Source organism: Mediterraneibacter faecis, from assembly GCF_055383675.1.
Genome location: NZ_AP043803.1, coordinates 1487606 through 1500065, shown reverse-complemented (window position 1 = coordinate 1500065; position 12460 = coordinate 1487606). Strand labels below are relative to the sequence as shown.

Annotated in this window: 11 protein-coding genes; all 11 read right to left on the bottom strand. The window is 41.7% G+C overall.

Features of this window, described 5'->3' with window-relative positions; all coding sequences use genetic code 11:
* Positions 1-3 precede the first annotated feature (3 nt).
* Complete coding sequence (locus ACZ47Z_RS07075; RefSeq protein ID WP_054751128.1) at positions 4-951, bottom strand: glycosyltransferase family 2 protein; 948 nt, start codon at positions 949-951, stop codon at positions 4-6.
* A 35-nt stretch (positions 952-986) separates the two neighbouring features.
* On the bottom strand, positions 987-2090 hold the full coding sequence (locus tag ACZ47Z_RS07070) for a glycosyltransferase family 1 protein (RefSeq protein ID WP_117569777.1): 1104 nt from the start codon (positions 2088-2090) through the stop codon (positions 987-989).
* A 21-nt stretch (positions 2091-2111) separates the two neighbouring features.
* Positions 2112-3263: a Coenzyme F420 hydrogenase/dehydrogenase, beta subunit C-terminal domain gene (locus tag ACZ47Z_RS07065; RefSeq protein ID WP_278460573.1), complete on the bottom strand. Its 1152-nt coding sequence runs from the start codon at positions 3261-3263 to the stop codon at positions 2112-2114.
* Between the two features lies 1 nt (position 3264).
* Positions 3265-4389: a polysaccharide pyruvyl transferase family protein gene (locus ACZ47Z_RS07060; RefSeq protein ID WP_054751345.1), complete on the bottom strand. Its 1125-nt coding sequence runs from the start codon at positions 4387-4389 to the stop codon at positions 3265-3267.
* A 10-nt stretch (positions 4390-4399) separates the two neighbouring features.
* Positions 4400-4894, bottom strand: coding sequence for a glycosyltransferase (locus ACZ47Z_RS07055; RefSeq protein ID WP_054751124.1), 495 nt, complete (start codon positions 4892-4894; stop codon positions 4400-4402).
* 15 nt (positions 4895-4909) lie between these two features.
* Complete coding sequence (gene pssD, locus ACZ47Z_RS07050) at positions 4910-5359, bottom strand: PssD/Cps14F family polysaccharide biosynthesis glycosyltransferase (protein ID WP_117569774.1); 450 nt, start codon at positions 5357-5359, stop codon at positions 4910-4912.
* A 145-nt stretch (positions 5360-5504) separates the two neighbouring features.
* Complete coding sequence (locus ACZ47Z_RS07045; protein ID WP_015529043.1) at positions 5505-6059, bottom strand: AP2 domain.; 555 nt, start codon at positions 6057-6059, stop codon at positions 5505-5507.
* A 527-nt stretch (positions 6060-6586) separates the two neighbouring features.
* Entirely contained in the window at positions 6587-7606 is a 1020-nt protein-coding gene (locus ACZ47Z_RS07040; protein WP_464526009.1) for a peptidase U32 family protein, read from the bottom strand.
* 29 nt (positions 7607-7635) lie between these two features.
* Positions 7636-9018, bottom strand: a complete 1383-nt coding sequence (locus ACZ47Z_RS07035; RefSeq protein WP_464526008.1) for a hypothetical protein — start codon at positions 9016-9018, stop codon at positions 7636-7638.
* Between the two features lie 105 nt (positions 9019-9123).
* A complete protein-coding gene (locus ACZ47Z_RS07030; RefSeq protein ID WP_054751120.1) occupies positions 9124-10704 on the bottom strand; it encodes a glucose-6-phosphate isomerase in 1581 nt (526 codons plus the stop codon).
* Positions 10705-10782: 78 nt separating this feature from the next.
* Positions 10783-12342, bottom strand: a complete 1560-nt coding sequence (gene cls / locus ACZ47Z_RS07025) for a cardiolipin synthase (protein ID WP_054751343.1) — start codon at positions 12340-12342, stop codon at positions 10783-10785.
* Positions 12343-12460 lie beyond the last annotated feature (118 nt).

Below are 12460 nucleotides of genomic sequence, written 5' to 3'. Positions count from 1 at the left end.
CTCTTATCCTTGCATCTTCATTATATTAATCCTATAGTACAATCTTAAGCTAAATGCAAACAGAATGGCTTTTGCTCTGTCCTTTTTAAAGCAAACCTTACGCAATGGATAAAACCGATCAATCTCCATATTCGTTTGATACAGTCTTCCTTCTGTCATACCTTTCATATAAAGCATCGCAATGTGATTATCCATGTATTTTTTTAATTCTGGATTCTTAATTTCATTTGCTAATATATCTAATTTCTTACAAATACAGAGCATATCTTGCCCATGTTTTGTTTTATTTCCCGATCTTGTAATAGATCCTTTTCTTCTTAAATAATGGTAAAACACATAATCTGATGTATATACTTTGTTTGCTCTCAATATAACTTGTGGTGTCCAAAGCTCGTCTTCATGTAGAATTCCTGACTCAAAGTATAATTGATTTTCTACAATAAATGCTCTTTTGTACACGCCGAAGCAAGCTGCCGCATACAAATTCCTTTGCTTTAGTTCCTCAAGTGCAAACTTCTCACCTGTAAAAGAACAATTTTTAGCCGACACATACCCATATTTTATTAATTGTTTATCGGTACTTTCGTATTCTTCACAATACCCAAAATATATAATATCCGGTGTATTTTCCTTTTCAATTATACCTTGTATTTTAGCAATGCATCCATTTTCTACATAATCATCCGAGTCTAAAAACATAATATATTGCCCACATGATTCTTTTATTCCAACATTTCTAGTATCAGATAAACCTGAATTCTTTTCCTTAGCGATTACTTTTACATTTGCATATTTTTCATATTTTTTTGCAATATTCAAAGATCCATCTGTTGACTTATCGTCAACAACAACAATCTCCATATCTGAATAATGCTGGTTCAACAAACTTTCTAAACATTTGTCCAGATATTCTTCAACATTATATACTGGAACTATCACTGAAATAAACATTTTTCACCTCTATAATATAATTAAGTATCATTCGCTTAATTATATTTTCGTAAATAATAACTTTCCATATATTTTGCAGTTGCGTCCATATCAAATCCTGCATCAATCACATACTGCTGCATATTGGTATGTGCTTTCAGATTCTGTGCCATTTCAAGTGCTGCATTCGCCCACTTTTCTTCCCCATCACTCAACAGCAGTTTCCGGTAGATTGGTGTAATATCCGTTTCCGGCGGCAATCCTTCAGAGCAGACAATAGGAACACCTGCCGCCTGTGCTTCGATTGCAACAATGCCCAGACCTTCAAACAAAGATGGAAAAACAAACACATCCATCGCTTGATAAATTCTGTTCATATCCTTTCTATTTCCAAGAAAATGCACACAATCTGAAAGGCCTTTTTCGACCACTTTGCTTTTTACTTTCTCTTCTAATGGCCCGGTGCCAACAAGAATCAATTCAGCGTCAGGCTTTTCCTTCTTGATTTCTGCAAAAACATCAATCAGGAAATCATGGTTTTTCTGAGGATGTAGGCGACCAACATGGCCGACAACAAATTTATCCTTTAACACCAGTTCTTTCCTGATTTCATTTCTGGTATCCGCATCCGCAATAAAGTTCTGCGAATCAATCGCATTTTTCAGCACTTGAAACGGCTTGTCTTTGAACAGATATTTTCCAGCTTCCTCAGAGCAGGCGAAAAGATCTGTTGCGTTTTTGGTAAACATTCGCTGCATGAACAGCTTCGGTAAATATTTTATATCGTGTACTGTCTCATTATTATGTGAATGAGCAATTCTGACGGGGATACCTGCTTTCTTTGCAGCTTTCAGGCAGAAATATCCAATCGTATAGGCGTGACAGTGAACAATTTTATATTCGTGATGCTGAGCAAAGAAAACTGCCAAATCTTTTTGAAATTTAGGAAGATTCAAATCCTCCCGGAAAGACAGTTTGTAAACATGTCCACCCATTTTTTCAATTTCATCATCGTAAAACTGTTTTTCCTTATAAACGACCAAAAAATCAAACTGTACTTTCGTTCTGTCAATTTTCCGGTATATATTCATCAACAAAGCCTGCGTACCGCCAGCTTCCATTCGCTGCAAGATATGCAAAACTCTTATAGGCTCTCCCATGTATTCTTCCTCCACAAAATCTCAAAGAGATTTGATTTTTTGAATCAGTTTATTCGGCAGCACAGATTTCAACCGTGCTTTTGGCTGAAAGCCAACCTTTATATTCTCTATAAAGCCTAGTTCATCGATGCTCTTATAGAAAGTATCTCTAGTCACAGGCCTGTTGCTCGGCTGCACCAGATTATGCTGCTTCACCATGCCCTCTTCCAACGTTGCTTCTTCTACTTCTGCAAGAACTCGCATCATTTCAAAGAGCTTTTGACCTTTTTCGGTATTTACAAATACACTGGACACGCCCTTTGGAGAATTGAAGCTCGGATGGCTCTTTGCAATTCCCCAGAAATCACCCACTGTCAAATCTCCCACACGGCTCATATTCGCATAAGCACACTGATAACAGCTCTCCCTATAGCAGTCGCCATCCATAAAATGTTTTCCATAGCGATCAAGGGAGAGTGTCTTTGTCTTTGTCTTTGTCTTTGTCTTTAGCAGGTATTGTGTTCCCCAACCCCTCTTGTCTTTGGAACGGAAGTTGAAATAGATTACTCTGCCAGCCGTCTGCTTGTTCTGGTATTCCAGATACTTTTTGAAGAACTTCGGCGAAGGCACACCGTGGCAAATCAGGTCAACTGTATATAGATTTTCTGGATTGCCACCCAAAAAAGCATACAGACCTGCAATCTGGCAGGGAGTTCCTGTAAAAAGTACCGTTTTCCCCTCTGACAAACGCTGGTTGACCTTTGTGTAGCTATCTTTCGGGTCAGACTGAACATACTTAGAGGACTGTAGTTTCTCTCTTTCTGCTTCATCTGTCACTTCAATGTGGCTTACTGCCAGCTGCTCGTCATAGGCAGCACCATAAACCACACCGCCCATTTGCAATATAGTTTTCGCTGCACTATCTGCCGCACCGCCAGATGCAGAGCGCATAATATCCACATCATTTTTATTGCGCCACGCCCAAACTTTATGTGGCTCATTCCGATGAAATTCCGTATTTTCTACTGGACACTTTTTCAAGCACACCTTGCACTCGATGCAGCTTTTTTCATCAACAGACGGATACCAAAATCCCTCTTTGTTTTCTACCATAGAGATACAGTGTTTTGGGCAGCTTTGCTCACAGCTTTTACATCCCACACATTTCTCTTTTATCCTCGATATGTTCTCCATTTTATTCCTCTAAATTTTTTCTCAGATACTCCTTCGCCACTTCTCTATGTGCTTTCAACTGCTCATCAACTTTCGCGTAATCAATCGCCTTTTCATTGATGTTTTCTGTATCTTCAATTTTCGTTGTCATCCGATTGGCCAGTCCCAGTCGCTTTAGCAAATCGCTCAACTTTTCTTCATTACCATAGCTGTTACCTACACTCTTGCGAATCAATGTTGTAAACGGCCGATGTGTGATCACCGAGAAGATGCTGCCGTGGAATGTATCGGTAATAACTTCTTCTGCATTTCTGAAATAGGCCAGAACCTCAAAGGGTGAGCAGTCCACAAATCGGTCTGCACATTTTTGGATACCACCAATTGCATATACCTTCAAATTCTTTTTCTTTGCATAAGCAACAATCCAATCTGCCTCATCATTGGAAATACGACCTGCATACGCGTACAGAATCAAATACTTCTCATTAGTCTGAACCTGTGGGATTTTGTCGCAGCAGTTCATATAATCATAGGTCAGAACCGGATCCAGATTGTACACTGGTTCTTTCCCAGTGAGCTGCTCTACAATAGTTCCTGAATTAGCATCTCGTACAGAAATTGCGTCAAACTTCTTCAACAAGGCTCCGACTTCATTGGCCTTTTTATACTTTTCCAGCTTTATTAATGTTGTATTGCCGAAAGACGCTGCATAAGTGATAAGTTTCTTTGCATGGTTATTTTTTCCAAACAATTCTGGCGAATATCCCACATTGGAATTTTTTTGAATACAGTTAAAAACCTCATCACTACCAATCACAAGGCAATCCACTGTCGGGTTGTAGTTCATTTCGTCTGCAATTCCCAAAAGCGGCATATACTTTTGAGCAAAGGACTGTTTATATCGGATGAACGATAATTTGTGTGCAAGAGGAGCCCGATACCGAAAGGTTTCCAGTCCCTTTTCTATCTTTCGGACAACCTTGTTTTTACTATCTGCATTTTCTGTAATTACTGGAGCACCTACATGGTAGTCCACAAATTCTACATTACAGCCAACTTCCTCAATTAGCTGCTTCAATGCATATGCCTGCAAAAACGAACCGTAGTTTGCAATGCGCTGCATCGACATGATTCCAACTTTTCTCATCCATTCATCCTCAATACAATTCATCTACTAATTTTTCAAGTTCTTCATTAAACTTTGCATTGTTACTGCTCATACCATGTCCCATGCCAGCAACAATCTGATCATAGTTCGTTATGATATCTCCCAATGTTTCAATATCTTCTACCGGGATAATCGTTCCCATTCTCTGAGCCACGTTTCTCGCAAACTCCACCTGATGATCGTTCACATGCTCATTGAACTGATGCTGACGCGGCACAACAATAGGAGTCTTACCTATCTGTAGTGGCATGATAAAACTTGCCGGGCCACCGTGAGTGATTACAATACGGGCGTCGGCCACATTTTTCACCATCTGCTGATATGGAATCAGCTTACTCCACTGACAGTATTTCGGCTCGTATGTACTAAAGCCAGTCTGGATAATTACATCTTCGTTTATAATGCCGTCTTTCTTTAATTCATCTATTTTCTGAATCAGCCGATTAAATGGCTGCTCATGTGTTCCTACCGTCACAAAAATCATTTTCTCGTCCCCTGCTTAGAATATACTTCCCAGATTGACTGCTTTCGGATAAACCTTTTTCTGCTCGTCCCACTGCACAACAAACTTGTCCACAATGGGATAAACCATCTTTCCTGTCATTGTCGGTTTATCAATTCGATCAAAAACCTCAATATAGACCAACTTTGCGCCCATCATTTTACCAATATAAAAAAACGGGACCGCAACTGCTGCACCACAGGAAATAATCAAGTCTGGCTTTTCCTTATGTAATACATTCCATGCAATCTTGGTATTCTTAATAAGAGCCTTTAGACTCCGGTTTGTCGGATAATAACAAGGATACATTTTTTCACCTTCAAGCAAGCTTCTTGCATCCTCTTTATCAAACGTAACCCAAAAACGTTCTTTATCTTTCCAAAACGGCTTTAACATATATAAATGTGTCAGATGTCCTCCTGATGAACCAACTAAACATACTTTCATGTTCTCTAAACTCCTTCATCCCAAAATTATCTTTATATGCACATTCGCTTTCATAAATGATTTCTTTTTCTAATTCCCTGTGTGTTCATCACACGGCTAAGTGTTTCCTTATGATGCCATCCCCTCTCGGCGCGACAATCATATCTCACACACTCACCCGAATCTCCCCATCCTCTTTCTTCACATCAAACACAAGCGGATGCTCCTTCCCCCACTTTGGATCTTCCTTCTCCTTCTCATTCCATTCCTTCCATTTCTGAATGAAACCATTGTGGATCAGATTCTCCGCTGCGAGTCTTGCCTGCACCGCTTCGTCATAATTGTCAAAAAGACCAACATAATAGCGCTTTCCCTTGAATCCGATATCCACACGATACCGATTACAATTCTTCAACTGGAAAACGCCACGAAAACCACTCATGTTATCTTTTCTGCTTTTTCTTTTTTCTAGTACTTCAACACAGGTTCCGTCTACGAGATGTCGTCTCTGCGCAATTTCCTGACGGTTCTTCTTTTGTAAACAACCGCAGCTATGATAATTACCATGCACAAGACCTGCTGCCGTCACGTCAACTTCATTTCCGCAATCGCAGACACAATGCCAATAAACGGAGCCTCGTTTATCTCTTTTCTCTGTCGCATACTTGGCTGTCAACATACCAAATTTTCTTCCTGACAGATCTGCTGGTCTTCTTCCCATAAGTCTCCACCCTTTTTGCAAGAAATTTCGTAGAGTAGATTACTCTACGAAATTTTTATGAACCCCCTTGAAGATCAAGGGATTCCAGACGTCTGACCAAAAATTTGACGGTAAATAAATGCTGTAAAATTGTAATTACGATTGATTTTTAAATACATGTGATTATAAAAGTACGAAGTAACTTAGATAAAGTAAGATAATTATTTTTAATTTTCTGATCTGATGGTTTGTAAATTGACTGACAATTGACCATGAATTTGACGGCGAATAGATAAAAATCCATTCAAAAAAGGAGATTAAAATGGCGAAAGTATCTGTTTTTCGATTTTTTTTGCTAAAAGATTGTATAAATTCATGAAATGAACGTATATTCATTGACAGAAATGTTTGAAAAGAGTAGACTATACATGATAATTATACTAAGATTTGAAACAATTTAAAGAAAAAGCGTATTTCGTAGAGTAATCTACTCCACGAAATACGCTTTCTTTTTCTATTCTGAACTTTTCTCTTTTTCCCCATACACCTCAAAGAAACTGCCCCGGATTATAAATACAATTATTCCCACACGGCTGACCAGCAAAGATTTTCTTATCTAATTGATCGATATATCCCCCTGTCTCTTTTTCTTCTCTTCGATTCTCCTCCAGAACTCCCAGCGCAGCCTTCAGATTCCGAATATCCCGAATCATATCTTCCACATAATTTCCTCGTCCAACCAGTTTCAGATGGGTAATCCCTGCTGCCTCCAGCTGTGGCAGCGCACACAACGCACATCCACTCTTCCCACAGAGATATTGTTGCTCTTCTATCTCCAATGTTCTTTTTATCATTCGTTCCATACGCTCTTCCATCTCAGCATCTCCCCAGTAAGTCGTCCTGCACAGATACCCCATCTCGTCACAGTGAAGGGAATTGCAGAATGCTCCTGTGAACTGACACAATTCGTTCAATGCAAAGGCCTCGAATTCCAGTTTTTCTGCATTTACAGCTTCTATCATCTGCCGCATCGATGCAACTGTGTTTTTCCTGTGGAAGATGATCCGACCGATTCCCATTTCCCGGAAAACTTTGATTGCCTCCCGGTTCATTTCTCCGGCTTCACCGCTAAGATGGATCTTACAGGATATGCCTTTCTGTCTCAGGTACAAAATCAATGCCGGATCGGCAAGGATGAAGCTGTCGAATCCGATTTTCATACACTGTTTCACAATGTCTGCGATCTCTTCATATTGTTCCGGAATATAATAGAGAGAATTCATCGCGATATGCACCGGCTTTCTATACTTCCTGATCATTGCTAAGAGGATCTCTAATTCACTGAAAGAACCGAGCTGCACATTATAAGCCAGCACTTCCCTGCGGTTCAGTGGAAGTACGGTTCCGTATTTTTTTGTCCAGTTATATGGCACATATCCGCAGAACAATTCGTCTGCTCCTGCCAGGACATATGGAATATATTCATCTATAGAGCCAAGTCCTGCAACGATTTTCATCCTTCGCTCTGCTTTTTCTTTTTCATTCTGTTTTCTTTTCTGTGTCTCCATTCTTCCATCATCCTTCTATTTTTCACATTTCACAATAGATTGACCACAAGACGGTTCCATTTTATTCCAAGTTCTCTCTTCAACTGCTCCGGTTCATCTAACAGATGTTTATCCAATGCGAACAGACTGTTGTATTTTCCCTTCATATATAAATGCTTTGGATAGAAGAAGCTATGTTCCAGACACGGTGCCGGACATTCTTGTCTCTCCCTTTGTTTTCCACGTTCACCGTGTTCCAGTACAGCGCAAAGTGTACAATAGCTCGACGTATTTGTCTGATAGAACGGCACATGGAGATGGTTCTGTATCTTTTGCGATATTTCCTGTGTATAACCGCAGCTTTCCCACTCATAACAGCTGATTCCAAAACTTTCTTCCAGATAAGTGCGATAAAATCCTGCATTCAGATTATTCTGTTCCAACAGCGTCTTATCTCCCATCTTGTAGGACATTCTCGGATCTTTCTTCCGCTTATTTAAGAGCGTCCCAAGACACGGGATCAGATGTTCTGTCCGCTTCACAAGATGTGCCAGTCCCCAATCATTGACTACAACCTCAAGTCGTTTCTTCTCCGCCCCGGAAGTCTCCTGTTGTTCACACCACTCATCCAGGCGTGTCAACAGCTGTTCTGTCTGTGCAAGCCTGTCTTCCCGAATAAAGGAAAAGGCAACGGTCACTTCTATCCGTTCTTTATCTGCTTTCTCAAGAAGTGCAAAGAACTGTTCTTCTTTCGGAAATAGATGTGGACAGAATTGGTTGCCGAGATACAACCGGTCCGGTTGTCTTCCCAGGATCCGCGCATCTTTGATTCCATGCTGCTGCCAGTATTCTTTCATGAACCGTTCAATCGGTCTGGTCAGATATTGTTCGTATAGTTTCGGATGATCCAGTTCTACCGCTAATTCTGCCGGCAGATTTCGGAAGATCTCCGCATTCTGAAACCACGCTTTATTTTGTTCTGTTTCATTCTTGAAATGTTCCTCTTCTTCCTGCGCGGGATAACCGGTCATTTCTTGCGCCAGATGTGCATCATCCTGTTCCAGCTTGAGCGAAATGTATCGGCTGTATTCGACACAGAGCTTCTGAAAGGCTTCTTTATAATCTTCCTGAACTGTGAAAATATCATAGGCTTGATAGAATTCTGTCAGTTCCCCAGCCTCTATCTGAAAATGACGAATTTCAATCTCCCGATACTCTGCCTGATCCATCTGATAGAAGCAGATCTTGAATGCTTTCGGATAAATGTTCTCCTCTGCTTTCCCTCTCCTGCAAAGCCGGATGCGGAATCCTTCGGATGAAATCTCTGTCAGGCGGACTTCTCTTTGCCTCTCTTCTATTGAATCTTCTGTCATAACTCCGGCCAGAAGTCCATATGGAATCATCTGAATTCCTTTAATCCTTCGCTTTTTCATTTGCTTCCTCTCTCTTTTACAAAATCCTTTCCTTAAAAAATCGTGCTGTCAGCAGAACTCTCCGCCGACAGCACGATTCCTATACTTTTTACTTATATGATTCTATTAGATATTCAGAAGATCACTGAATACTTTCAGGGCTCCGTCTGTCTCATGTGCAAGTACGCGTTTTGCAAGGACTTTACCGAGCTGAACACCTTCCTGATCGAAGCTGTTTACATTCCACAGGAATCCCTGGAACATGATCTTGTTCTCGAAGTGAGCAAGCAGTGCTCCGAGAGATGCCGGTGTTAACTGGTCTCCGATAATGATGCTTGAAGGACGTCCTCCTTCGAAGTTCTTGTTACGGTTCTCGTCTTCTTTACCACATGCAAATGCTACGATCTGAGCAGCTACGTTCGCGCAGAGTTTCTGCTGGCTTGTGCTGTCCTGGATCACAACATCTGTACCGATCTGGCTGTTCTTGAATCCTACGAACTGAAGCGGCACAATATCTGTTCCCTGGTGAAGGAGCTGATAGAAGGAGTGCTGTCCGTTTGTTCCAGGCTCTCCGAAGATAACCGGTCCTGTCACGTAATCAACCGGCTCACCAAAGCGGTTTACGGATTTTCCGTTAGACTCCATATCCAGCTGCTGCAGATGTGCAGGGAAGCGGCTAAGTGCCTGGGAGTATGGAAGTACTGCTGTGCTTGGGTATCCGAGTACATTTCTCTCATATACACCGATCAATGCATCGAGCATCTCCGGGTTCTCTTTGATATTCTTATTGAGGGACAGTTTATCCTCAGCTGCTGCTCCGTCAAGGAACTGTGCGAATACTTCCGGTCCGAATGCGAGGGAAAGTACGGCTCCACCAACTGCTGATGTAGATGAGAAACGTCCTCCGATATAGTCATCCATGAAGAAGGCTGCAAGGTAATCATCACTCTTGGCAAGTGGTGAAGTCTCACTTGTTACTGCGATCATATGCTTGGATGCGTCAAGTCCTGCGTTCTTAAGAGCATCCTTTACAAAGGACTCATTTGTCAGAGTCTCAAGTGTTGTTCCTGACTTGGATACAAGTACGAAGATAGAGTGAGCAACATCTACAGAATTCAGAACTGCTGCCGCATCATCCGGGTCAACGTTGCTGATGAACTTTGCTTCCATCTTGAATGTATCATTCTTCTTTGCCCAGTTCTCAAGTGCAAGGTACATTGCGCGAGGACCGAGGTCACTTCCGCCGATACCGATCTGAACAACTGTTGTAAACTTCTCTCCGGCACCGTTTGTGATCTCACCTGCATGTACTTTGTTCGCGAACTCAGCAATCTTCTTCTGCTGCTCTACATAGAAAGTACGCTTGTCAACACCGTCAGCCACAACAGCATCTCCGAGCTGTCCGCGTGTCATATGGTGAAGTACGAGACGCTTCTCTCCTGTGTTCACAACTTCTCCGTTGTAAAGTGCTTCGAACTTCTCTGTCAGCTGTGCTTCTTCTGCCAGTTTCTCAAGAGCTGAGAGAACTGTGTCATCCACTTTCTTCGCTGCATAATTGTATGCTAATCCTTCTGCCATCGGAACGCTGTAGTTCTTCACACGCTCTGCTCCGTTCTCTCCGGCCATCACTGCTGCGAGGTCTACACTTTCTGTCTTCTCAAGTTCCTGATAAGAAGTAAGCTTATCCAAATTGTTCCAGGTAATCATCGTTGATTCCTCCTTCAAAAAATAATCAAGTTCATTATACAATCAATCCAATGCAAATTCAACCCACAAACGATATTATCAGAGCAGCTCCGCAAACAGACGTAAGATCAGCTGTCCGAGTCTTAAGCCCGCACTTCTTCCTTCTTTATACTGCTCGGTCACTTCTCTGCTTTCTCCCATCGTGCGGATCAGATCATCCCGGATCTCCAGCACTGCGTCGCAATCTGCCAGGAAGCATCCATTCTCAAAGTGATGGTACAGGCTGCGGTAATCGAGATTGATCGTTCCGCAGGTCGCCATTTTATCATCTGCCACACTCATCTTCGCATGACAGAATCCCGGTGTCCACTCATAGATACGGACTCCATGCTTAACCAGATTATGATAGAAGGAACGGGTCACACTGTAAACCATCTTCTTGTCTGGGATACCCGGTGTTATGATACGTACATCAACACCACGCTTTGCTGCCAGTGTGAGTGCATGCGTCATCTCGTCTGTAATAATCAAATATGGAGTGATAAACCAGCAGTATTTCTCCGCTTTGTTCGCCATACTGATATATACTTCCTCGCCTACCTGCTCTCCATCCAGAGGACTGTCTGCATATGGCTGGACATAACCACGCTGTTGTGCCTGGTATGCATAGTTGAGCACATATTTCTCCGGTACAAGTTCTTTTGACTTTACATTTCCTGCTGCATTCCACATTTCCAGAAATGCTACTGTCATAGACTTGACCGCATCTCCTTCCATACGGATCCCGGTATCTTTCCAGATTCCATACGGATGTGTGATGTTGAAATACTCATTCGCCAGATTGTATCCACCTGTGTAAGCAACCTTTCCATCAATCACAGTAATCTTCCGGTGATCGCGATTGTTCAGGAACATATTCAATCCCGGCAGAATCGGGTTAAATACACGGCATTTGATTCCTAAAGATTTCAGTTTTGTTGCAAAATCCATGTTCACAAACCAGATCGATCCCATATCATCATAGAAGATACGGACTTCTACGCCTGCTTTCACACGGTCTTCAAGTACCGTCTGGATCCGTTGCCATGCCTCTTCGTCTTCGATGGCATGATACTCCATAAAGATGAACTTTTCTGCCTTTGAAAGATCCTTCAGCTGTGCATCCAGCCCTTTGATCGCCTCATCATAATATGTAACATCTGTGTTCTGATAAACCGGGTAACAAGAGTAATTCGTCAGATAAGAAGCGATTGCCCCCGCCTGCGGACTCTCTTCTTTCATCCATTCGAGAATCTGTCTGTTATCCGGAAGATATGGGAGCAGTTTTTTATCAATCTCTTCATATCTTGCCCGCATCTTCTTCGTGCTTCCGTTCAGACCTACGAGAAGATAAAGACTCACACCAAGAATCGGGAATGCAAGCATCAGTATGATCCATGGCATTTTCATTGATGAAGTCTTATCCATGCTGTAAAGTCCAAGCACAAGAAAGATTGCCACGATTCTTGTTGCCCAGTCAATAATGGTTGCGTATTCACTTACCTTTGTAAACAGAAAGAGAAGGAAGACGATCTCCAGCAAGATAGATACTGCTGTGAAGATCAGCCTCTTTGTTCCGTTCTCTGTCTTTTTCTTTCCCTCGAGTGTACTGCTGCTCAAATTTACATGCCCCTTTTCTCTTTTCCTTTTAATAATTGCTATTTTCTCTTTGCATAGAAAGACGGAGAATCCGATCACTCAGATTCTCCTGACTCTTTTAATTAACACATACTATAAC

Bases quoted from the DNA above. Each gene is read 5' to 3' on its own strand.
- ACZ47Z_RS07035 (WP_464526008.1), bottom strand. From the start codon at position 9,018: ATGAAAAAGCGAAGGATTAAAGGAATTCAGATGATTCCATATGGACTT.
- ACZ47Z_RS07060 (WP_054751345.1), bottom strand. From the start codon at position 4,389: ATGAGAAAAGTTGGAATCATGTCGATGCAGCGCATTGCAAACTACGGT.
- ACZ47Z_RS07055 (WP_054751124.1), bottom strand. From the start codon at position 4,894: ATGATTTTTGTGACGGTAGGAACACATGAGCAGCCATTTAATCGGCTG.
- ACZ47Z_RS07030 (WP_054751120.1), bottom strand. From the start codon at position 10,704: ATGATTACCTGGAACAATTTGGATAAGCTTACTTCTTATCAGGAACTT.
- ACZ47Z_RS07065 (WP_278460573.1), bottom strand. From the start codon at position 3,263: ATGGAGAACATATCGAGGATAAAAGAGAAATGTGTGGGATGTAAAAGC.
- pssD (WP_117569774.1), bottom strand. From the start codon at position 5,359: ATGAAAGTATGTTTAGTTGGTTCATCAGGAGGACATCTGACACATTTA.
- ACZ47Z_RS07070 (WP_117569777.1), bottom strand. From the start codon at position 2,090: ATGGGAGAGCCTATAAGAGTTTTGCATATCTTGCAGCGAATGGAAGCT.
- ACZ47Z_RS07040 (WP_464526009.1), bottom strand. From the start codon at position 7,606: ATGGAGACACAGAAAAGAAAACAGAATGAAAAAGAAAAAGCAGAGCGA.
- ACZ47Z_RS07045 (WP_015529043.1), bottom strand. From the start codon at position 6,059: ATGGGAAGAAGACCAGCAGATCTGTCAGGAAGAAAATTTGGTATGTTG.
- ACZ47Z_RS07075 (WP_054751128.1), bottom strand. From the start codon at position 951: ATGTTTATTTCAGTGATAGTTCCAGTATATAATGTTGAAGAATATCTG.